Below are 19,863 nucleotides of genomic sequence, written 5' to 3' on the forward strand. Positions count from 1 at the left end.
GGCGCCGGTCAGCGTAGCAACAGGACCGCAGCGAAGAGCAGTTCGGTCCCGTCGCCGTTCTGTCCCGGTTCCGCACCGGACCACCGGACCGTGACTGCCCGGCCGACTGCGCCTACAATTCGGCGGTGAACGCCACTCTCCCCACATCGGAAGCCCTGCGCGCGGCCCTGGCCGTGCTGCTCGACGGGCTGCCGCCCAAGCAGGCCGCACAGGCCGTCGACCGGCTGATCGCCAGCTATCGCGGGACCACGCCCACCGACGCCCCGGTCCTGCGCGACCGGTCGGACGTCGCCGCGTACGCCGCCTACCGGATGCCCGCGACCTTCGAGGCCGTACGGTCCGCCCTCGCGGCACTCCGTGAGGCCGCGCCGCAGTGGGCGCCCGCCACGCACACCGACGTCGGGGGCGGTACGGGCGCGGCGAGCTGGGCCGTCGCCGGGGCCTGGGAAGGGCCGCGCACGACGGTGCTGGACTGGGCCGAGCCCGCCCTCGAGCTCGGCCGTGAGCTGGCCGTGGCGTCGGGCCTTCCCGGGCTGCGGGACGCGAAGTGGCAGCGCGCCAGCATCGGCGCGGCGCTGGAACTCGCGCCCACGGATCTGGTGACCGTCTCGTACGTCCTCAAGGAGCTCACCCCCAAGGACCGGGTCGAGCTGGTGGACGCGGCCGCGGCCGCCGCGCAGGCTGTGGTGATCGTCGAGCCGGGCACCCCCGACGGCTACGCCCGCATCATCGAGGCCCGTGACCTGCTGATCGCAGCCGGGCTGACCGTCGCGGCACCCTGTCCGCACAGCGACGCCTGTCCCATCGAGCCGGGCACGGACTGGTGCCACTTCTCGGCGCGGGTCAGCCGCTCCTCCCTGCACCGCCGGGTGAAGGGAGGCTCGCTGAGCCACGAGGACGAGAAGTTCAGCTATGTCGTGGCGACCCGCTTCCCCACCGATCCGGTACGGGCACGGGTCACCCGCAGGCCGCAGATCCGCAAGGGCCAGGTGCTCCTCGAGCTCTGCACCCGCGAGGAGGGCCTGCAGCGCGCGACGGTCACCAAGCGGCACGGCGAGCTGTACCGTGCCGCCCGGGACACCGCGTGGGGCGACGCCTGGCCGACCCCGGAGGAGGCTTAGGGCCGCAGCTCCTGGGTGCAGCACTTCACGCTGCCGCCGCCCTTGAGCAGTTCGCCGAGGTCCATCGGGACCGGCTCGAAGCCGCGGTCCCGCAGCGGATCGAGGAGCCCTACCGCGGCCTGCGGAAGCAGCACATGGCGGCCGTCGCTGACCGCGTTGAGGCCCAGCGCCGCGGCGTCCGCCTCCTGGGCGATCAGCGCGTCGGGGAAGAGCCTGGCCAGCACGGACCGGCTGCCCGGCGAGAAGGCCCCGGGGTAGTACATGATCTCGTCGGCCGCGTCGTCGAGGACGCACAGGGCCGTGTCCAGGTGGTAGTAGCGCGGGTCCACCAGATCGAGGCCGATCACGGGACGCCCGAAGAACTCCTGGGCCTCGTCGTGGGAGAGCGGACTGGACCGGAAGCCGCGCCCCGCCAGGAGATACGAGGAGGTGACGGCGAAGTCGCCCTCCCCCTCGTTGACGTGATCCGGTACATGGATGTCGGTGAAGCCGTGGGCGCGGAACCAGTCCCGGTGTGCCTCGGCCTCCGCATACCGCTCCCGGTACGCGAACAGGGCGCCCAGCACACGTCCGTCGATGACGGTGGCGCCGTTGGCGGCGAACACCATGTCGGGGAGGTCGGGGCTCGGGGTGAGCAGCTCGACGGTGTGGCCGAGCGAGCGGTAGCGGTCGCGCAGGTCCTCCCACTGGGTGGTGGCCAGCGGCAGGTCCACAGGTTTCGAGGGGTCCATCCACGGGTTGATGGAGTAGGTGACCTCGAAGTGGGCCGGGGCGCACATCAGGTAGCGACGAGGGGTGGCGTCACGAGTCAATGCAGGCTCCTCACGAACGGCAGCCGGAGCTGCGGAACGGTGGGATGCGCACGGTCTGTGCGTGAGTTCATGGTGCGCTGCTTCCGGCCGATGCGCAGTGATCCGATCGGGTGGTTCATGCGATGGTCGTCCGGCAGCCGACAAGACGATACGTATCGGACCGTGAGCTTGTAGGTTGGGCGGATGTCACCCCACAAGGCGCCCGATTCCAGCCGCCGCAGCGACCGCTCCCGCCGTGCGATCTATGACGCGGCCCTCGCCCTCGTCGGCGAGGCCGGCTACGCGAGGACGACGATCGAGGGTATCGCCGCCCGTGCGGGAGTCGGCAAACAGACGATCTACCGCTGGTGGCCGTCGAAGGCGGCCGTTCTCATGGAGGCCTTCATCGACCTGGGCACCCGGGCGGCCGAGGAGGCCGGTGGCGGCGGTGACTACGCGATCCCCGACACCGGGGATCTGGCGGCCGACCTCAAGCTCGTCCTGCGGGCGACCGTCGACGAGCTGAACGACCCCGTGACCGAGGCGCCGACTCGCGCACTCGCCGCCGAGGGCATCATCGATCCGGCGCTGGGTGCCCAGTTCGTCGAGAAGCTGCTCGATCCGCAGATGCAGTTGTATGTCACACGGCTGCGCTCCGCCCAGGAGGCCGGCGAGCTGCGCGACGACATCGATCCGCGCATCGCCCTGGAACTGCTGATCGCCCCGCTCACCCACCGCTGGCTGCTCCGGACCCTTCCGCTCACCCATGCGTACGCGGACGCGGTCGTCGACCACACCCTGCGGGGACTCGGCTCCGGGCCCATGAAGTAGACGGCCATTCCCTTACATTCGGTGCAGGTGTGTTCCACTCTGTGTGGTGGCAGGGGTACCCGCTTGGGAACTCTGGCCACCCGAGGAGCAGGATGGTGGGACCATGGAGAAGCAACGCTGAGGTGAGGGGATTGATGGGCGCCGATTCCGGCCGCTATCGCGGCACAGAGAGCAGGATTTCCCAATGGCTGCGCCGTCGGCCGAAACCGCAGCCGGAAGCTGACGACGCCGCCCGGCTGGAGCTGCTCCTGGCCGTCGCCGAAGCAGGGATGCCGATCTCTCCCGCCGCGCATCCGTCCGGATACCGATGTTCGTGCGAGCGCATCGGATGTCCCACTCCCGCCCGGCATCCCATCTCGTTCGCCTGGCAGACGCAGTCCACGACGGACCGCGCACAGATCGAGCGCTGGGCAGCAGGCCAGCCACTGGCCAACTTCATCACCGCGACGGGCCTGATCCACGACGTCCTCGACGTCCCCCTGACGGCCGGCCGGGCCGCTCTGGAACGGCTCGTCGAAGCGGGCATCGACGTCGGCCCCGTGGCCCAGTCCGGTGAGGACCGGATGCTCTTCTTCACCGCCACCCGCGGTACCCCCGAGGAAGAGGACGAGTGGTGGCCGTGCGAGCTGGACTGCCATCCCGAGACCATGGACGAGCACCCGGGACTGCGCTGGCACTGCCGCGGCAGCTATGTCCTCCTGCCGCCCGCGCGGCTCCCCGGTGAGCTGGATGTGCACTGGATCCGCGGCGCGGAGAATCCGCTGCCCGACCCTCTGACCCTGCTCGAGACGCTGACCGACGCCTGTGCGCAGTACGCGGACACGGCCGACGAGAGCGACCTCGACCACGATGCGGTGGCCTGGCCGCTCAGCCGCTGAGGGACGCCGTCGCCGGACGTTGCCCCGGGGCATGGGCGCCGCCCCGGGAGGAGCGGCCCCGGGGCGTACGCGCGCCGGGAACCGGTCCCCCGGAGGTCACGAGCCCTGTGCAGCGATCAGGCCGGGCAGCCGGTTCAGCACGCGCACCTTGCCGCCCGCATCCCCGGCGCCCCGCTTGGGCACGTACACCAGCTGACTGGAGACCCGCTCCTTGGTGAGGGTGCTCTTCACCTCACCGGTCAGCAGCGCCTCCACGTCCGCGGTGACCGTCGGACGCAGTCCCGGGGCCGCGGTCTGCCGCTCGAAGTGCTTGCTGCTGAAGAAGACAAGGGCCCCACCGTCCTCCGTCGTCAGCCCCAGGGGCGCGAACGCCCCCGTGTCCAGCGCCTGGTCGACGTACTGGAACGAGAAGCCCGCCCTGCGCGTGTTCTTGCGCGCATCCCGCCAGCCCGACGTCGTCGCCCCCGAAGCGAAGACATCCGGTGCTCCTTTCGCCAGGTAGCCCGTGTACGTCCCACTGAGGCCCTTCGGCTTCACGGCCAGGGCGTCGTCCGTGTCCGCCGAGGGCACGGGCTGCGCCCAGCCGTCGGCGTCCTTGCGGAACTTCGGCACCTGGGACCGGGGGACGACCGCCAGGTAGGAGGCCTTCCAGGGCGCGTCCGGGCCGGTGCGGAGGAACGCCAGCAGCCAGCGTGTGTCCAGCTTCCCGTCGTCCTGGTCGCGGTTGGAGTCCGTGTCCGCGACGAACCAGCGGGGCCAGCCCGCCTTCTTGGGAATGGTGAACGATGCGTCCGCCAGCTCCAGCGGCCTGTGCGACGCGTTGCCCTGCGGACTGGTCTTCCGACGTGCCTTCAGTCCGGCCTGGTTGATCGCACCCAGCGAGCCGGTCACCCGGTCCGCGTCCAGCGCCGGATCGTACGCCTTGTCCGCCTTGTTGTAGGCGACGGTGAAGTCGTCGAGGGCCTGTGCGGCCTCAGACTTCGTCGCTCCCGGCACGACTTCCAGTTCGCCGTGCACCGTCACGCAGCCGCTCGCCGTCACGCTCAGTACCGTCACTGTCGCGAGCCCCGCCGCCAGTCGACCCAGCCTTGTCATCCGTTGCCTTCTGCGCCTTCTGATCCGTCGTCCGCACTGACCGCCTGAACCCTACCGGGGCGAGGAACAGCGCGAGCGTGGGGATGAGATACAGCGCCCACACCGTGACCTGAAGAACGGTCGGATCGGGCTGGAAGTTGAATACCCCCTTGAGGAGGGTGCCGTACCAACTGTCCGGCGGAACGGTGCTGGTGATGTCGAACGCCTTGTTCTGCAGTCCGCCCAGGAAGCGGGCCTCCTGGAGGTCGTGCACGCCGTAGGCGAGCACGCCCGCCGCCACGATCACCAGCATGCCGCCGGTCCAGGTGAAGAACTTCGACAGGTTGATCTTCAGCGCACCCCGGTAGAAGAGCCAGCCCAGCGCGATCGCGGTCGCGATACCCAGCAGCACACCGATCAGCGGCGACGAGGAACCCTCACCACTGGCCCGAACCGACGCCCACACGAAGAGCGCGGTCTCCAGACCCTCGCGGCCCACCGCGAGAAAGGCCGTGGCGACGAGCGCGCCGGTGCCCATCGCGAGCGCCGCGTCGAGCTTGCCGTGCAGCTCCGCCCTCAGATGCCGCGCCGTCCGCCGCATCCAGAACACCATCCAGGTCACCAGTGCGACGGCGATGACCGACAGCGAACCGCCGAGCATCTCCTGCGCCTCGAACGTCAGCTCCTGGGAACCGAATTCGAGCGCGGCGCCGAAGGCCAGCGAGATGGCGCAGGCAATGCCGATGCCGGTCCACACCGGGCGCAGCGCGTCACGGCGGCCGGTCTTGACCAGGTACGCGACGAGGATGCAGACGACCAGACTGGCCTCGAGACCCTCGCGCAGGCCGATCAGATAGTTACCGAACATGCCGGTCCTTCCACGGTGTCGGTCATGAGAACAGTGCCCGGCCCCACCAGTCGTCCTTGTCGCGAACGCCCGGCGGAACCGCGAAGACCGCCGAACCCACGTGCTGGATGTACTCGTTGAGCGCGTCGTTCGCCGCGAGGCTGCGCTGCACCGGAATGAAGCCCTTGCGGACGTCGCGCTGGTAGGCGAGGAAGAACAGCCCGGCGTCGAGCCTGCCCAGACCGTCCGTGCCGTCGGTGAAGGAGTAGCCGCGCCGCAGGATCGACGCCCCGCCGTTGGTGTCCGGGTGGGCGAGCCGTACATGGGCGGTGGGCAGCATCGCTTTCAGGAACGGCTCGTCGCGCTCCTTCGACCTGCCGACGGGGGCGCCCTCACCCTTGTCCCGGCCGAAGATGTCCTCCTGCTCCTGGAGCGGAGTGCGGTCCCAGGTCTCGATGTGCATCCGGATGCGCCGGGCCACCAGGTACGAACCCCCGGTCATCCACCCGTCGTCGTCCTTCCGGCCCACCCACACGTGCTTCGTCAGGGCGGCGTCATCGGTGCCCGCGATGTTCCGCGTACCGTCCTTGAAGCCCATCATGTTGCGCGGGGTCTGGGCGTCGGGCGTCGTCGACGAGGTTTTGCCGAAGCCCAGTTGCGACCAGCGGACCGAGGCGCGCCCCATGCCGATCCTGGCGAGGTTGCGGACGGCGTGCACGGCCACCTGCGGGTCGTCCGCGCACGCCTGGACGCACAGATCTCCGCCACTGCGGGTGGCGTCGAGATTGTCTCCGGGGAACTTCGGCAGATCCACCAGCGCTTCGGGGCGGCTGTCCTCGAGGCCGAACCGGTTCTCGGCGAACAGGGAAGGACCGAAGCCGATGGTGAGGGTCAGCCGGGACGGCTTGAGGCCCAGCGCCTCACCCGTGTCGTCCGGCGGTGCCTCGGCCAGGCCTCCGTACGCGCCGTCGCCCACGGTCCGCCCGGCCGTCATCCGCTCGGCGGCCCGGGTCCACTCCTTGAGCAGAGCGATCAGCTCGGCCCTGTCCTTCGTCGTCACATCGAACGCGGCGAAGTGCAGCCGGTCCTGTACGGCGGTGGCGATGCCCGCCTGGTGCACACCGTGGAACGGCACGGCCGCGCCGCTGTCCGCGGCCGGCTCCGAACCTTGGTCGGAGCGCACCGCGGCGACCGCGCCGCCCGCCGCCACGGCGCCCAGCGCCAGCCCGGCACCGCCCCAGCCGAGCAGTGCGCGACGGGACGGGGCCGGGTCCTTCTCCCCGGGGGCCTCGCCGTTGACGGCCGGCATTACTTCGTCACCGCGGCGGCGAGCCTGGACAGCGGCTCGGCGAGCGCGTTGACCGCGTCCGAGAGCTCCTTGCGGTCCGCCTTGCCGACCTTGTCGTACGAGGTGAACTCGTAGGACGCCTTGTCCGCGCGGTACTTGTCCAGCAGCGTGTCCAGGGCCGCGAACTGCTTGTCCAGGGAGGCGGTCAGCGCCGCGTCGTTCTTCGACGCGATCGGCTTGAGCAGTTCGTACGACTTCTCCGCACCCTCGACGTTGGCCTTGAAGTCGACAAGGTCGGTGTGGCTGTAGCGCTCCTCCTCACCGGTGACCTTGCCGGTGGCGACCTCGTCGAGGAGTTCCTTGGCGCCGTTCGCCATCGAGGTCGGCGTGATCTCGGCCCTGCCCACCCGCTTCTGCCAGTCGGCCAGGTCCTGGTAGAGGACGGGAGCGAGCGCCTTCTCCTCGGCACCCAGCTTCTTGTCCTGCCACAGCGCCTTCTCCAGGCGGTGCCAGCCGGTCCACTTCTGACCGTCCTCCAGGCCGTCCTCCCGGACGTCGACCTTCGGGTCGATGTCACCGAAGGACTCGGCGACCGGCTCGGTGCGCTCCCAGCCGATACGGGAGTCCGCGTACGCCTTCTTCGCCGCCTCGATGTCGCCCGCGGCCACGGCGTCCGTGAAGACCTTCACCTTGGGCAGCGTCTCGTCGGCCTGCGCCTGCACATAGGTGCGGTAGCCGGCGACGGCCTTGTCCATCCCGGGGCTGCGCTTGGCCGCCGTCCCGCCGGTGACCTCGACGGTCTGCCGGATCCCCTTGCCCTTCATGCCGGGCTTGCAGGCGATCTCGTACGTACCGGACTTGACCTCGGCCGTGATCTTCGCCTTGGTGCCGGGGCCGATGTTCTCGCGTTCGGTGACGATGCGGTCGTCCGGGAACAGGACGTAGACCTCGGTGACCTTGGATCCCTTGTTCTCCACGGCGAGTTCGACATGGCCGGCCGGGATCTTCGTCTTCGACACCTCGCACGAGTCGTCCTTCGCGATGACCTGGACGGCGCCGTCCCCCTTGCCGTCGCTCTTTTCGGCGCAGCCCGTGACGGCGGTCAGTGCGGCCACGGTCGCGGCAGCGGTGACAACGGAGAGACGAACGGCTCGCATGCGGGCTCCACAGGGGACGAGAGAGGGACCGGACAAAGGTAGGTGAGGCGGACCTAACTTAGCGGGGGCTTACCTGGCCGATAACCGTCCGTGCAGTGATTCAGCTCTCACTGGAGGGTCAGGAGAACAAGCAGGTCACGGCCTCCCCACAGGAAACCCACAGGAAGGTCAAGCGCAGGTCAAGTGACCCTTGTCGGTACGAGGAGCGGCACCCCGGTCCGCGGATGCGGGAACACGTCCACCGGCTGCCGGTACACCTCACCGCGCAGCGCCCCGTGAACACCTCGGCGGGCGGCCCGGGCGCCGCGATCCGGCCGCCGTCCAGGACCACGGCCCGGTCCGCGTAAGCAGCCGCGGGCCCCGGATCGTGCAGCATCACGATCATGCGTCCCCGGCTGCCGCCCGCTCCCGGCAGATCCGCAGCACCGGTGCGGATCGGGCGCCACCGGTATCGGCACGGCAGGCGGCTCGACCCCCGGCGGTACCGGCCGCGCGGTCGGCGGCTCCGGCTCGCTCGCCTCCACGGGCTCCGACGTTGTGGCCGGTGCCCTGTTCGCGGCCTCGGGCGTGGTCGTGACAGCGGGCGCGGGAGTGCGGATCGCATCGCGCCGCCGCCGTACCGCCTGACCCCGGTCATCGGGACCCGCAGGGCCGCACCGGCACCCGCCGGTGCGGCCGTGCGGCGTCACCTGAACCCCGTACGGTGCTTGAATGCGCACGTGAACGACTACGACGGCATCGACGTACTGCGCGTGTTCTGCGGCCCGGACGGCCGTCACGGCAATGAGCTCGGGGTCGTACGCGACGGGCGCAGGTACCCCGACAACGAGTCCCGGCAGGCGCTCGCCCGCCGGATCGGCTTCAGCGAGACGGTGTTCGTCGACGATCCGGAGCGCGGGAACGTGGACATCCGCACGCCCGGGCTGCGGCTTCCGTTCGCGGGGCATCCGCTCGTCGGCGCGGCGTGGCTGCTCGACCTGGAAGTCCTGGAGCTGCCCGTGGGAGACGTGTTCGCCCGCCAGGACGGCGAGTTCACCTGGATCACGGCCCGCCCCGAATGGGCGCCGACGTGGACGCTGGAGCGGTACGCATCGGTCGCCGAGGTCGAGGCCCTGACGGAACCGCCGCCCGGAGCGGGGTGGCTCTACGTCTGGGCCTGGGAGGACGAGGCTGCGGGGCGCGTACGGGCACGGGCGTTCCCGCGACGGGAGGAAGGAATCGATGAGGACGAGGCGACCGGGGCGGCGGCCATGCTGCTGAGCGCGGAGCTGGGCCGCGCCCTCAACATCGCACAGGGGCGCGGCTCCCAGATCCTCACCGCACCCGCGCCGGACGGCACGGTGGAGATCGGGGGGCGCGTCCTGCTGGCAGCCAAGGGCTGAACCGAACGGCTACGCGCTGAGCGGGAAGACCTCGCCGAGCTCACGGAAGACGGCCGTGTTCAGCGCGAAGGCGTGCTTGCACTCGTCGACGATGCGCTGCTTCTCCAGATCGTCTGCGTTCACCGCGTCCAGCAGCTCCCGGTACTCCCGCTTGAACGCGGCCGGGTTGGAGATCTCCTCGAACACGTAGAAGCGCACCCCGTCGCCCTTGCGCTCGAAGCCCCAGGTCTTCTCCGCGGTGCCCCGGATGATCTGGCCGCCGGAGAGGTCCCCGAGGTAGCGGGTGTAGTGGTGCGCGATGTAACCGGCCGGCCAGTCACGGGCGCACTCGGCGACCCGCTCCGCGTACGCGGCGGTGGCGGCCAGCGGCTCCAGGCCCTCGCGCCATCCGGCACCTCGCAGATGCGCCAGATCGCGCTCCAGCTCGGCACTGCGCATCAGCTCCGGCTGTATGAACGGACCCGCGACCGGGTCGTTGCGCAGATCCTGTGCGCCGTCCTCCAGCGCCCGGTACACGAACCACAGCTGCTCGGTGTAGCGCGTGTACGCATTCACCCCGAGCCGCCCGCCGAGCATGTCACTCATGAAGGTCGAGGACTCCGCCTGGGTGTGCTGCTCGTGCGAAGCGGTGCGTATGACTGTGGAGAACGGGGTGGTGACGGTTGCGTCCAAGAGGGGCCTCCGGGGGCCGAGGGACGGGAGGTCGGGACAGAGACGGAAATACCGGCAGCAACAGCTGCGCGCGCCGCCGACTGCCAGGAGGTCGATCCTCCTACTTAGGTTTACCTAAGTCAACCGGTTCCCGACTGCCTGTCGGTAAAACGTTACGCCCGGCCCGGACCGGGTGCAGCGTCACGGCAGAGTCAGGATGTCCGCCCCCGTCTCCGTCACCACCAGCGTGTGCTCGAACTGGGCGGTCCGCTTCCGGTCCTTCGTCACCACGGTCCAGCCGTCTTCCCACATGTCGTACTCGTGCGTCCCGAGCGTCAGCATCGGTTCGATGGTGAACGTCATGCCGGGCTGCATCACCGTCGTCGCGTGCGGGCTGTCGTAGTGCGGAATGATGAGGCCGGAGTGGAACGAGGAATTGATGCCGTGCCCGGTGAAGTCCCGCACCACGCCGTACCCGAACCGCTTCGCGTACGACTCGATGACCCGGCCGATCACGTTGATCTGGCGGCCGGGCCGCACCGCCTTGATGGCCCGGTTCAGGGACTCCCGGGTGCGCTCCACGAGGAGCTTCGACTCCTCGTCGACGTCGCCGCAGAGGTAGGTGGCGTTGTTGTCCCCGTGCACGCCGTTGATGTACGCGGTGACGTCGAGGTTCACGATGTCGCCGTCGCGCAGCACGGTGGAGTCGGGGATGCCGTGACAGATGACCTCGTTGAGCGAGGTGCAGAGGGACTTCGGGAAGCTGCGGTAGCCGAGCGTCGACGGGTATGCGCCATGGTCGACCATGAACTCATGGGCGACCCGGTCGAGTTCGTCGGTGGTGACGCCCGGGGCGATGTGCTTCGCGGCCTCCTCCATCGCCTGCGCGGCGATACGGCCCGCGATCCGCATGCGCTCCACGGTGTCGGAGTCCTGGATCTCCGGCCCGGTGTACGGCGTGGGAGCGGGCTTGCCCACGTACTCGGGGCGCCGGATGTTTCCGGGAACGGAACGGACGGGAGTGATCTCCCCTGGTACGAGAAGCGACTGGCCAGACATGCCAGCGAGTCTAACCAGCGCGCCTGGGGCAGCATGGCAGCGAGGAAAGGATCCGACGATGGCCCTGTTCAAGAAGCGCACGGTCGGCAAACCGGGCGAGTGGTACTACTGCCTGGAGCACAAAAAGGTCGAGGAAGGCCCTGAGTGCCCGGCGAAGGACCGCTTCGGCCCGTACACCTCCCGCGAGGAGGCGCAGCACGCGATGGACACGGCGCGTGAGCGGAACCTGGAGTGGGAGAACGACCCGAAGTGGCACGACCGCACGGAGGAGACCCCGGAGTCCTAGGGTCTTCGTTCCGTCCGGGAGCCGTACGTGAGCAGCTTCGGCAGCGCCGCAGCCAGCAGCGCGACCGAAGCGGCACACGCCACCGTGCCCGGCCGGATCGCGGACCGGTGCCGGACCGTGGACCCGTCCGGTCCTGGAGAACCCGTCACCAGCGGGCCGGCGGCGGGGCCGTCAGCTGGTCGGCCAGCCGCGACAGCCGGTCCCGGAACGTGCGGCGCCCCCGCGGGGCAGGCGCGCCGTTCTCCCCGGCTGCCGCGCTGACCAGGTGCTGCACGGTGTCCAGGTCCACGTCATCCCCGTCATCCACCGTCAGCGCCTCATGGGCGAGCCCCCGCACCTCCGCATCGCCACCGTCCAAGGTCAGCACCGTCGCCCCTGCCCGGCGCGCATCGTGCACCCGCTCCAGCAGCCCACCCCCGGGCCGCTCCGGGGCCACCAGGAGCAGGGTCTCGCCGCGCCCGGCCGCCTCGATCCGGCCCAGGCCCACTGCCAGATGAGCCGGATCGCCCGGCTCCGCCCGGTGACGTACGAGTGTGGGCCGCAGCTGTGGCAGCCCGGACCACGTGGACTCGTCGACCAGATGCGCGGCCATGTGCCACGGCTCGTACACCTCGGTTCCCACGAGCAGCAGCCCGCCGCCCTGCGGCACGACCGAGGACCGCAGGGTTCTGGCGAACCGCCGGGTCGCCGCGGGCCACTCGGTCCCGGCGAGCACTTCACGCAGCAGTGCGACTCGTACAGCATCCATGACCCGGCATCATGCCCCCAACCACCCACCCGGACTGCCCGATCCCGGCAGTCCATCCGTACGGGGGACTGCCGGGACCCGGCACTGCCGCCCCCTGCCGGACCTGTCACGATGCCGCCATGACCTCAGCAAGCGCCTTCAACTGGGCGTGGATATGCGGCTGGACACTGCTGGTCCTGCCCTTCTCGTTCGCACTCCTGCGTGGCCGGGCCCCCGCGTGGGTGCGCCGCCGGGCCACGCCGCGCATGGTGCGGGCGCGCGGCATCGGAGGCCTGATCATGTGGGCGGGCGCCGTGACGTCGGCCGCGTTCCTGCTGACCGGCGCCTTCGATGGCGACCGGTACGTGCTCAGGATCCTGGCGGGGCCGGTGCCGGTGCTCGCCGCGATCGCTTTCGTCGCCGTGACGGATCTCGCAGAGCGACGACGGCGCAGGGTGCCCTTCCCTACCTCGCAGTAGGGTCGGCGCCATGACTACGAATGACAGCGGCAGCGCACCCAAGCCCCCCGCCAAGGACCCCTGGGACCTCCCCGACGTGTCCGGGCTGACCATCGGCGTACTCGGCGGAACGGGCCCCCAGGGCCGCGGTCTCGCCTACCGCTTCGCCCGCGCCGGCCACAAGGTCGTCATCGGCTCCCGCGCCGCCGACCGGGCGGAGGCCGCGGCCGCCGAGCTGGGCCACGGAGTCGAGGGCGCGGACAACGCGGAATGCGCACGCCGCAGCGACGTCGTGATCGTCGCCGTGCCCTGGGACGGACATGCCAAGACGCTCGAGTCACTGCGCGAGGAACTCGCGGGCAAGCTCGTCGTCGACTGCGTCAACCCGCTCGGCTTCGACAAGAAGGGCGCCTACGCACTGAAGCCCGAGGAGGGCAGTGCCGCCGAGCAGGCCGCCGCCCTGCTGCCCGGCTCCCGGGTCACCGCCGCCTTCCATCACCTGTCGGCGGTGCTGCTCCAGGACGAGACGATCGAGGAGATCGACACCGACGTCATGGTGCTGGGCGAGGCACGCGCCGACACCGACATCGTGCAGGCGCTCGCGAGCCGCATCCCCGGCATGCGCGGCGTCTTCGCCGGCCGGCTGCGCAACGCGCACCAGGTCGAGTCGCTCGTCGCCAACCTGATCTCCGTCAACCGCCGCTACAAGGCACACGCGGGGCTGCGCACCACCGACGTGTGAGCCCGTGCCCGGAGCCGGAACGGGCATGAGGGACACTGGAGGGGACCGCGCACCATCCCCGGACAGGAGCACCAGCCCTCATGCCCCGCCTCGCTCTTTACGCCCTCGTCGTCTGTGTTCTCGCCGTCGCCGCGGCCGTGGTCTCCTTCGTCCAGGGCAGCCCTCTCGGGATCATCTGGGTGCTGATGGCCGGCCTCTCCTCGAACATGGCGTGGTTCTACATCCGTAAGCACAAGGCGGAGGCGGCAGCGGCCGCGAGCTAGCGCCTCCCGTTCGGATCAAGCCGTGCCCGACCCGAGTGCCGCCGCGCAGCCCGGGTCCTGGTCGCCGAACCACTCCCGCCAGAAGCGGTACGTGTCCAGCCCGCAGTACGTCTCGATCTCGTCGACGCCCAGCCCCCGCAGCAGTGCGTCGACCGCGTCGAAGAAGACCCCGTTCACCTCCGGGATCCACAGGAGCCCGAAGACGGCGATCAGTCCGAAGGGCGCGAACGGCTCCACCTGGCGCCGGACCGTGTACGAGAGCCACGGCTCGATCACGCCGTAGCCGTCCAGCCCCGGGACCGGCAGGAAGTTCAGGATGGCTGCCGTCACCTGCAGCAGTGCCAGGAACGCCAGTGCCAGGCGGAACGGGAGCGGGACCCCGTCCAGCGCGTCCAGCCAGAACGGCGCCGTGCAGACGATCGCGAACAGGACGTTCGTCAGGGGGCCGGCAGCCGAGATCAGACTGTGCTTCCAGCGGCCGGTGATCCGGCCCCGCTCGATGTAGACCGCACCGCCCGGCAGACCGATGCCGCCCATGATCACGAACAGCACGGGCAGCACGATGCTCAGCAGCGCATGGGTGTATATGAGCGGGTTCAGGGTGAGATACCCCTTCGCGCCGATCGAGATGTCCCCGCTGTGCAGCGCGGTACGCGCATGCGCGTACTCATGCAGACAGAGCGAGACGATCCAGGCCGCCGTGACGAACAGGAAGACCGCGAAGCCGGTCTGCTCGGCGAAGTCCGTCCACACCGCCCAGCCCGAGACGGCCATGACGGCGAGGATCCCGAGGAAGATCGGACTGACCCGCCGGTCGCTGCGGCGGAATGCAGTGGTCATCGGCGGAACTCCAGGGTGCTGGACGGCAGGCGGCGAGCCCCGACAGTACGGGTGACAGGGCGAGAACGTCTCGCGGACAGGTGGTAGTTCCACGAAGTGCGGAGCCGTCACGGACAATGGGCGCGTGCACTACAGCATTCTCGGTACGACTCAGGCAATCCGCGACGACGGCTCGGCCGTGGCCCTCGGCGGGGCGCGGCTGCGCGCCCTGCTCACCGTGCTCGCCCTGCGCCCCGGGCGCCCGGTCCCGGCAGCGGTTCTCGTCGACGAGGTGTGGGACGGCGATCCGCCCGCCGATGCCGTGGGCGCCCTGCAGGCACTCGTGGGCCGCCTCAGGCGTGCGCTCGGCCGGGACGCCGTCGACTCCGTGGGGAACGGCTACCGGCTCGCCGCCGACCCGGACGCAGTGGACCTGCACCGCTTCGAGCAGCTCGCGGGGGAGGGGGCACGGGCCCTGGAGGACGGCGACGCGGCGAAGGCCGCAACGGTCCTCGGCGACGCGCTCGCCCTGTGGCGCGGGCCCGCCCTCGCCGACCTGCCCGACCGTGCCACGGCCGCCGTCCGCTGGGAGGCCCGGCGCCTCGACGCCCGCCGCACCAGGATCGGCGCCGTCCTCGCGCTGGGCCGCCCCGACGAGGCCCTGCCCGAACTCGCCGCGCTCTGTGCCGACCACCCGATCGACGAACCCCTGCAGGCGCTGCGCATCAGGGCGCTGCAGGCCGCCGGGCGTACCGCCCAGGCGCTCGCGGCGTACGGGGAGGCGCGGACCGCGCTCGCCGAGCGCCTGGGCTCCTCGCCGGGACCCGAGCTGCGCCGGCTGTACGAGGAGTTGCTGCACCAGGACCGGCCCCGGCCGGAACCGGTGCCTTCTCCCGTCGCGTACGGCAACCTGCGGGCCAGGCTCACCAGCTTCGTCGGGCGCGAGACGGACATCGCCGCCCTGCGCGAGGACCTCTCCCGGGCGCGCCTGGTCACCCTGCTGGGCCCCGGTGGCGCGGGCAAGACCAGGCTGTCGCAGGAGACGGCCGAGACGGTCGCCGCGTCCTGGCCCGACGGGGTCTGGCTGGCGGAGCTCGCCCCCGTCGACGACCCGGCGGCGGTCGCCGACGCCGTACTGAGTGCGCTCGGCGCCCGCGAGACCGTGCTGCGGGGCGCCGGAGCCGAGGAGCTCCGCGCCGTGGAGCGGGGCTCCGACCGCGCGGCCGGGGACTCCCTCGCACGCCTCACCGAGCACTGTTCCGGTCGCCGCATGCTCCTGCTGCTCGACAACTGCGAGCACGTGATCGAGGCGGCGGCCGGGCTGGCCGACCACCTCCTCGCCCACTGTCCCGGCCTCACGGTCCTGGCGACGAGCCGTGAGCCCCTCGGCGTGCCCGGCGAGTTGCTGCGGCCCGTGGACCCGCTGCCCGACCCCATGGCACTGCGCCTGCTCGCCGACCGGGGAAGCGCCGCCCGGCCCGGCTTCCGGGTCGACGTGAATCCCGAGACCGAGGCGGCCTGCGCCGAGATCTGTCACCGCCTCGACGGGCTGCCGCTCGCCATCGAACTGGCGGCGGCACGGCTGCGCATGCTCGGCCCACGCCAGATCGCCGACCGCCTCGACGACCGGTTCCGGCTGCTGACGAGCGGCAGCCGTACCGTTCTGCCACGCCAGCAGACCCTCCGGGCCGTCGTCGACTGGTCGTGGGAGCTCCTGGACGCGGCCGAACGCGCGGTGCTGCGCCGACTGTCGGTGTTCGCCGGAGGCTCCGCGCTCACCGCGGCCGAGGAGGTCTGTTCCGTGGCGGGCGTCGACGCCCGCGACGTCGCGGCGCTCCTCGGCTCCCTGGTCGACAAGTCCCTGGTCGTCGCCGCCCCCGGCAGCGACGGCGGGATGCGGTACCGGCTCCTGGAAACCGTTGCCGAGTACGCATCGGACCGGCTGGACGAGGCGGGGGAGCGGGCTGCCGCCGAGCGGCGGCATCTCGTCCACTACCGGGAGCTCGCCCGCCTCGCCGACCCGGAGCTCCGGGGTGCGGGGCAGCAGTCCGCCCTCGATCTGTTCCAGCGCGAGTACGAAAATCTGCGCACCGCCCTGCGCCGTGCCGAGGCCGCCCAGGACGAGCAGGAGCTCCTCTGCCTCGTCCTCTCCCTCGGCTGGTACTGGCAGATGCGCGACCTGCGGGCCGACGCCCGCCACTGGGCCGACGTGGCGGCGGCCCTCGGCCCCGATCCGTTCGCCGAGCCCGTCGAACCGGCCCCCTCCCTGCTGGAGCGGTGCACCGACAGGCCGCCCCCGATGGAGCCCGACCAGCTCCAGGAGGCCAGGCGCGGTGTGCGGCTGATCCGGCTGGCCAACATGGACCACTCGGGCAACGAATGGGCCACCGACGAGGGCAGGAAGCGCCTGAAGGCGATCGCCCGGACCTACCGGCCGGGCCAGCCGCAGACCTGCCGTACGCCGGGATCACTCTGGATGTTCGCGATCCTGTTCACCGGCGAGGTCGATCAGCTGCGCGAGCTCATGGACGAAACGGTATGCGCCTGCCGGGAGTTCGGCTACGCATGGGAGCTGGCTGCCGCCCTGCAGATGCGGGCCAACGTGCTGGCCAACCGCCCCGACTGGGCAGGCGAGGCCCGGCAGGACGCGAACGAGAGCCTGGACATCTTCGTACGCGTCGGTGATGCCTGGGGCGCCGCCGAAGCGCTCTCCTCCCGGGGCGAGGCCCATGAGCGCGCCGGTGACAGTGCCGCGGCGGCCGAGGACTTCCGTAGCGCGGTCACCTACGCCGAGCAGCTCGGGGCCCAGACCCAGGTCGCGCTGCTGCGGGCCCGGTACGCCTCCGCCCTCTGCGAGATCGGCCGGGGCGAGGAGGGGGAGTCCATCCTGCGCGAGGTGCTCGCCAAGGGGCGGCAGGCCGGGCACGAGGCGATGCCCGCCGCCCGGCTCTACCTCGCCCTGTGGCTGGGACGGACCGGCCGCACAGGTGAGGCGCGCGAGCAACTTGCCGCACTGCGCAAGGAGTTCGGATCGGAGACGGTAGCGATCTTCGAGGGTTTCGTGCTGGGTATGCAGGCCTGGCTGGACAACCTCGACGGCGACTACGTCAGGGCCCTGACCCGGGCCCGCCGCGCGCTGGAGAGATCGCAGGGCTCGATGTCGCAGATGGTGGCACCACAGATGTCGTCCCTGCACCTGGTCGCCGTCGCATGGGCCCTGGGCGGCCTCGGCGGCGAGCGGCGGAGCAGGGACGCGGCGCGGCTGCTCGGCCTGCACGCGGTACTGCTGCCGGACGGTCACGTACCGACCCTGATCGAGCGCGCGAACCGGGACGCGGCCGAAGAGGTCGTCCGGGCGGGACTGGCGGACGACGCCGCCTTCGAGACCGCGTACGCCGAAGGCGGCGGCCTCACACTGGAGGAAGCCACCGCCTTGGCCGACGCGCACGTGCAGGAGCAGGACTCCGGCCCGTGATCAGGTCTTCTTGCGGAACTTGCTGACTGCGAGCGGGGCCGTCACCGCGGTGATGACCACGGTCCAGCCGAGCGTCACCCAGACCGAGTGGGCGAGCGGGCCGCCCATCATCAGGGCGCGGGCGGAGTCGGCAAGGTTGGACAGCGGGTTGTAGTCGGTGAACGTCTGGAGCCAGCCGGGCATCGTCCGGGTCGGCGCGAAGATGGACGAACCGAACTGGAGCGGCATCAGCACGAGCATCCCCATTCCCTGGACGGCCTGAGCCGTCTTCATGGTCAGTCCGAGCAGGATGAAGATCCACATGATGGCGGCGCCGAACGCGGCCGACAGGGCGATCGCCCCGATCAGCCCGAGCACCGGCTCCTGGAGCTCCATGCCGAGCGCGAAGCCCATGCCCAGCAGGATCAGCGTGGCGACCATCATCCGGCCGAGCTCGACCACGATCTTCGCGATGAGCACCGAGGAGCGGGCGATCGGCATCGTGCGGAACCGGTCCATGACCCCCTTGCGGAAGTCGTCGTTGACACCGGCACCGACCGCCATGGCGATGTTCATGCCCATCATCGCCATCAGGCCGGGGATCAGGTAGTTGAGGTACTCCTGCCGGCCGCCGCCCATGCTGCCGCCGACCGAGCCGCCGAAGACGTACACGAACAGCAGCGTGAAGATGATCGGCATCAGGAGCGCGTCGAACATCGACTCCGGATCCTTCTTGATCTGGAGCAGGTTGCGCCGCACCAGCGCCCCGATGTGGCGCAGGTTGTTCCGCAGCCCGATCCGGCCCTCGTCGTGGAGCTTCGTGGCCGGTGCGGACGCGATCTTGTCGGTGGGGGTGGGCGTCAGAGTCGTCGTGCTCATGCCGCGACCTCCTGGGGAATCGTGTCGGTGACGGTGGCCTTGTCGCCCGTGATGGCGAGGAACACCTCGTCCAGGCTGGGCAGTGCGGTGGCGACATGGGCGAGCGAGAAACCCCGGGTGCCGAGCAGGCCGATCACGGCGGTCAGCTGCTCGTCGCTGAGGATCGGTACGTAGAGCAGTCCCTCGTCCGGGACCGCCTGAGCACCCGCGATGCCGTCGAGACCGGCCTCCCGCAGCGCCTGCGCCATCGCGGCCAGTTCGGCCGGGTCGGAGGGCCGGATCTGCAGGGTGCGGCCGCCGACCTTGGCCTTCAGCTCGTCGACACCGCCGCGGGCGATGATCTTGCCCTTGTCGATGACCGTGAGCTCGTTGGCGAGTTGCTCGGCCTCTTCCATGTACTGGGTGGTGAGCAGCACGGTCGCCCCCTCCGCGACCATCCGCTGCACCTCGTCCCAGACCTCGTTACGGGTACGGGGGTCGAGCCCCGTCGTCGGCTCGTCCAGGTAGAGCACGGCCGGGCTGCCGATCATCGATGCGGCCAGGTCCAGCCGCCGCCGCATGCCGCCGGAGTAGTCCATCGCGGCCTTCTTCGCCGCGTCGGTGAGCGAGAAGCGCTCCAGCAGCTCGTCGGCGCGGGACCGGGCCTTCTTGCGCGGCAGATCGAGCAGCCGCCCGATCATGTAGAGGTTCTCCCAGCCGGACAGCTTCTCGTCCACCGAGGCGTACTGCCCGGTCAGGCCGATGGTGCGGCGCAGCTGCCGGGGCTGCTTCACCACGTCGTAGCCCGCCACGACCGCGTGCCCGGCGTCGGGCAGGATCAGGGTGGACAGGCAACGTACGAGGGTGGTCTTTCCGGCACCGTTGGGCCCGAGCACACCGAGAACGGTGCCTTCGCGCACATCGAGGTCCACGCCGTCCAGCGCCTTGGTCGAGCCGTAGTGCTTGACCAGCCCCCGCACCTCGACGGCGTTCGTGCCGCTCCTGGGGTTCTTGTCGTTTCGCGTCATGTCCACCATGACATCAGCCGCCACCGACAAGTCACCGACACGTCGCTGACAGCGGACCGACCGCCGGCCGACGGCAGACCCGGCGCAGGGCGACAGCCCGCCGATGGGGGAAGTCGGCGGGCTGTCGGTGGTGCGGCAGTGGTCAGCGG

Annotated in this window: 19 protein-coding genes and 2 pseudogenes; 9 read left to right on the forward strand and 12 right to left on the reverse strand. The window is 70.7% G+C overall.

Annotated elements, in window-relative coordinates:
* The first annotated feature begins 125 nt into the window (after positions 1 to 125).
* On the forward strand, positions 126 to 1,121 hold the full coding sequence (locus tag ACFWBQ_RS15675; RefSeq protein ID WP_385488275.1) for a small ribosomal subunit Rsm22 family protein: 996 nt from the start codon (positions 126 to 128) through the stop codon (positions 1,119 to 1,121).
* On the opposite strand, the pseudogene ddaH reads toward ACFWBQ_RS15675, so the two are convergent.
* Positions 1,118 to 1,954, reverse strand: a pseudogene (gene ddaH, locus ACFWBQ_RS15680) (dimethylargininase); the annotation flags it as partial. The gene ACFWBQ_RS15675 and the pseudogene ddaH sit on opposite strands and share 4 nt — an antisense overlap.
* A gap of 162 nt (positions 1,955 to 2,116) precedes the next feature.
* On the opposite strand from ddaH, the gene ACFWBQ_RS15685 reads away from it, so the two are divergent.
* Both ACFWBQ_RS15685 and ACFWBQ_RS15690 read left to right on the forward strand, forming a co-directional pair.
* Positions 2,117 to 2,743 (forward strand): TetR/AcrR family transcriptional regulator, encoded by a 627-nt coding sequence (locus ACFWBQ_RS15685; RefSeq protein ID WP_385488278.1) that lies wholly within the window; start codon positions 2,117 to 2,119, stop codon positions 2,741 to 2,743.
* Positions 2,744 to 2,877: 134 nt separating this feature from the next.
* Positions 2,878 to 3,621, forward strand: a complete 744-nt coding sequence (locus tag ACFWBQ_RS15690; RefSeq protein ID WP_385488281.1) for a bifunctional DNA primase/polymerase — start codon at positions 2,878 to 2,880, stop codon at positions 3,619 to 3,621.
* 96 nt (positions 3,622 to 3,717) lie between these two features.
* On the opposite strand, the gene ACFWBQ_RS15695 is transcribed toward ACFWBQ_RS15690, so the two are convergent.
* The 5 genes and pseudogenes from ACFWBQ_RS15695 to ACFWBQ_RS15715 all read right to left on the reverse strand — a co-directional run.
* A complete protein-coding gene (locus ACFWBQ_RS15695; protein ID WP_385488284.1) occupies positions 3,718 to 4,662 on the reverse strand; it encodes a hypothetical protein in 945 nt (314 codons plus the stop codon).
* Positions 4,595 to 5,563, reverse strand: coding sequence for an iron uptake transporter permease EfeU (gene efeU, locus ACFWBQ_RS15700; protein ID WP_385488287.1), 969 nt, complete (start codon positions 5,561 to 5,563; stop codon positions 4,595 to 4,597). Before efeU ends, ACFWBQ_RS15695 begins: the two co-directional genes overlap by 68 nt.
* 22 nt (positions 5,564 to 5,585) lie before the next feature.
* A complete protein-coding gene (efeB, locus tag ACFWBQ_RS15705; RefSeq protein ID WP_385488290.1) occupies positions 5,586 to 6,851 on the reverse strand; it encodes an iron uptake transporter deferrochelatase/peroxidase subunit in 1,266 nt (421 codons plus the stop codon).
* On the reverse strand, positions 6,851 to 7,987 hold the full coding sequence (efeO, locus tag ACFWBQ_RS15710) for an iron uptake system protein EfeO (protein ID WP_385488293.1): 1,137 nt from the start codon (positions 7,985 to 7,987) through the stop codon (positions 6,851 to 6,853). Before efeO ends, efeB begins: the two co-directional genes overlap by 1 nt.
* A gap of 179 nt (positions 7,988 to 8,166) precedes the next feature.
* Positions 8,167 to 8,413: pseudogene (locus ACFWBQ_RS15715) on the reverse strand (hemin ABC transporter ATP-binding protein); the annotation flags it as partial.
* Between the two features lie 293 nt (positions 8,414 to 8,706).
* Here ACFWBQ_RS15715 and ACFWBQ_RS15720 point away from each other — a divergent pair.
* Positions 8,707 to 9,369 (forward strand): PhzF family phenazine biosynthesis protein, encoded by a 663-nt coding sequence (locus ACFWBQ_RS15720; RefSeq protein ID WP_385488296.1) that lies wholly within the window; start codon positions 8,707 to 8,709, stop codon positions 9,367 to 9,369.
* A gap of 9 nt (positions 9,370 to 9,378) precedes the next feature.
* Here the strand turns inward: ACFWBQ_RS15720 and ACFWBQ_RS15725 are convergent, their stop codons facing one another.
* Together ACFWBQ_RS15725 and map are read right to left on the reverse strand one after the other, a co-directional pair.
* Positions 9,379 to 10,041, reverse strand: a complete 663-nt coding sequence (locus tag ACFWBQ_RS15725) for a heme oxygenase (biliverdin-producing) (RefSeq protein ID WP_385488299.1) — start codon at positions 10,039 to 10,041, stop codon at positions 9,379 to 9,381.
* A 180-nt stretch (positions 10,042 to 10,221) separates the two neighbouring features.
* Positions 10,222 to 11,079: a type I methionyl aminopeptidase gene (gene map / locus ACFWBQ_RS15730; RefSeq protein ID WP_385488301.1), complete on the reverse strand. Its 858-nt coding sequence runs from the start codon at positions 11,077 to 11,079 to the stop codon at positions 10,222 to 10,224.
* Positions 11,080 to 11,137: 58 nt separating this feature from the next.
* Here map and ACFWBQ_RS15735 point away from each other — a divergent pair, with 58 nt between their 5' ends.
* Complete coding sequence (locus ACFWBQ_RS15735) at positions 11,138 to 11,365, forward strand: hypothetical protein (RefSeq protein WP_385488304.1); 228 nt, start codon at positions 11,138 to 11,140, stop codon at positions 11,363 to 11,365.
* A gap of 145 nt (positions 11,366 to 11,510) precedes the next feature.
* Here ACFWBQ_RS15735 and ACFWBQ_RS15740 read toward each other — a convergent pair whose 3' ends face one another.
* Entirely contained in the window at positions 11,511 to 12,113 is a 603-nt protein-coding gene (locus ACFWBQ_RS15740; protein ID WP_385488307.1) for a hypothetical protein, read from the reverse strand.
* A 119-nt stretch (positions 12,114 to 12,232) separates the two neighbouring features.
* Here ACFWBQ_RS15740 and ACFWBQ_RS15745 point away from each other — a divergent pair, with 119 nt between their 5' ends.
* From ACFWBQ_RS15745 to ACFWBQ_RS15755, 3 genes are all read left to right on the forward strand, one after another.
* Positions 12,233 to 12,571, forward strand: coding sequence for a hypothetical protein (locus ACFWBQ_RS15745; RefSeq protein ID WP_385488309.1), 339 nt, complete (start codon positions 12,233 to 12,235; stop codon positions 12,569 to 12,571).
* Between the two features lie 10 nt (positions 12,572 to 12,581).
* A complete protein-coding gene (gene npdG, locus ACFWBQ_RS15750) occupies positions 12,582 to 13,292 on the forward strand; it encodes an NADPH-dependent F420 reductase (RefSeq protein ID WP_385488312.1) in 711 nt (236 codons plus the stop codon).
* 80 nt (positions 13,293 to 13,372) lie between these two features.
* Positions 13,373 to 13,555, forward strand: a complete 183-nt coding sequence (locus tag ACFWBQ_RS15755; protein ID WP_385488315.1) for a hypothetical protein — start codon at positions 13,373 to 13,375, stop codon at positions 13,553 to 13,555.
* Positions 13,556 to 13,570: 15 nt separating this feature from the next.
* Here ACFWBQ_RS15755 and ACFWBQ_RS15760 read toward each other — a convergent pair whose 3' ends face one another.
* A complete protein-coding gene (locus ACFWBQ_RS15760; RefSeq protein ID WP_385488317.1) occupies positions 13,571 to 14,395 on the reverse strand; it encodes a site-2 protease family protein in 825 nt (274 codons plus the stop codon).
* Positions 14,396 to 14,519: 124 nt separating this feature from the next.
* Between ACFWBQ_RS15760 and ACFWBQ_RS15765 the strand changes: the two genes are divergently transcribed.
* Positions 14,520 to 17,849: a BTAD domain-containing putative transcriptional regulator gene (locus ACFWBQ_RS15765; protein WP_385488320.1), complete on the forward strand. Its 3,330-nt coding sequence runs from the start codon at positions 14,520 to 14,522 to the stop codon at positions 17,847 to 17,849.
* On the opposite strand, the gene ACFWBQ_RS15770 is transcribed toward ACFWBQ_RS15765, so the two are convergent.
* Together ACFWBQ_RS15770 and ACFWBQ_RS15775 are read right to left on the reverse strand one after the other, a co-directional pair.
* Complete coding sequence (locus ACFWBQ_RS15770; RefSeq protein WP_385488323.1) at positions 17,850 to 18,707, reverse strand: ABC transporter permease; 858 nt, start codon at positions 18,705 to 18,707, stop codon at positions 17,850 to 17,852. It lies immediately after the preceding gene.
* Positions 18,704 to 19,723, reverse strand: a complete 1,020-nt coding sequence (locus ACFWBQ_RS15775; protein ID WP_385488574.1) for an ATP-binding cassette domain-containing protein — start codon at positions 19,721 to 19,723, stop codon at positions 18,704 to 18,706. The genes ACFWBQ_RS15770 and ACFWBQ_RS15775 overlap by 4 nt, the downstream gene beginning before the upstream one ends.
* Positions 19,724 to 19,863 lie beyond the last annotated feature (140 nt).

Origin of the sequence: Streptomyces sp. NPDC060035 (assembly GCF_042736635.1) — a bacterium.
Taxonomy (GTDB): Bacteria; Actinomycetota; Actinomycetes; order Streptomycetales; family Streptomycetaceae; genus Streptomyces.

Excerpts from the sequence above, each read along its gene's own strand:
- ACFWBQ_RS15740 (WP_385488307.1), bottom strand. The coding sequence starts at position 12,113 with ATGGATGCTGTACGAGTCGCACTGCTGCGTGAAGTGCTCGCCGGGACC.
- ACFWBQ_RS15755 (WP_385488315.1), top strand. The coding sequence starts at position 13,373 with ATGCCCCGCCTCGCTCTTTACGCCCTCGTCGTCTGTGTTCTCGCCGTC.
- npdG (WP_385488312.1), top strand. The coding sequence starts at position 12,582 with ATGACTACGAATGACAGCGGCAGCGCACCCAAGCCCCCCGCCAAGGAC.
- ACFWBQ_RS15735 (WP_385488304.1), top strand. The coding sequence starts at position 11,138 with ATGGCCCTGTTCAAGAAGCGCACGGTCGGCAAACCGGGCGAGTGGTAC.
- ACFWBQ_RS15770 (WP_385488323.1), bottom strand. The coding sequence starts at position 18,707 with ATGAGCACGACGACTCTGACGCCCACCCCCACCGACAAGATCGCGTCC.
- ACFWBQ_RS15760 (WP_385488317.1), bottom strand. The coding sequence starts at position 14,395 with ATGACCACTGCATTCCGCCGCAGCGACCGGCGGGTCAGTCCGATCTTC.
- efeB (WP_385488290.1), bottom strand. The coding sequence starts at position 6,851 with ATGCCGGCCGTCAACGGCGAGGCCCCCGGGGAGAAGGACCCGGCCCCG.
- ACFWBQ_RS15775 (WP_385488574.1), bottom strand. The coding sequence starts at position 19,723 with ATGGTGGACATGACGCGAAACGACAAGAACCCCAGGAGCGGCACGAAC.
- efeO (WP_385488293.1), bottom strand. The coding sequence starts at position 7,987 with ATGCGAGCCGTTCGTCTCTCCGTTGTCACCGCTGCCGCGACCGTGGCC.
- ACFWBQ_RS15745 (WP_385488309.1), top strand. The coding sequence starts at position 12,233 with ATGACCTCAGCAAGCGCCTTCAACTGGGCGTGGATATGCGGCTGGACA.
- efeU (WP_385488287.1), bottom strand. The coding sequence starts at position 5,563 with ATGTTCGGTAACTATCTGATCGGCCTGCGCGAGGGTCTCGAGGCCAGT.
- ACFWBQ_RS15690 (WP_385488281.1), top strand. The coding sequence starts at position 2,878 with ATGGGCGCCGATTCCGGCCGCTATCGCGGCACAGAGAGCAGGATTTCC.
- ACFWBQ_RS15685 (WP_385488278.1), top strand. The coding sequence starts at position 2,117 with ATGTCACCCCACAAGGCGCCCGATTCCAGCCGCCGCAGCGACCGCTCC.
- map (WP_385488301.1), bottom strand. The coding sequence starts at position 11,079 with ATGTCTGGCCAGTCGCTTCTCGTACCAGGGGAGATCACTCCCGTCCGT.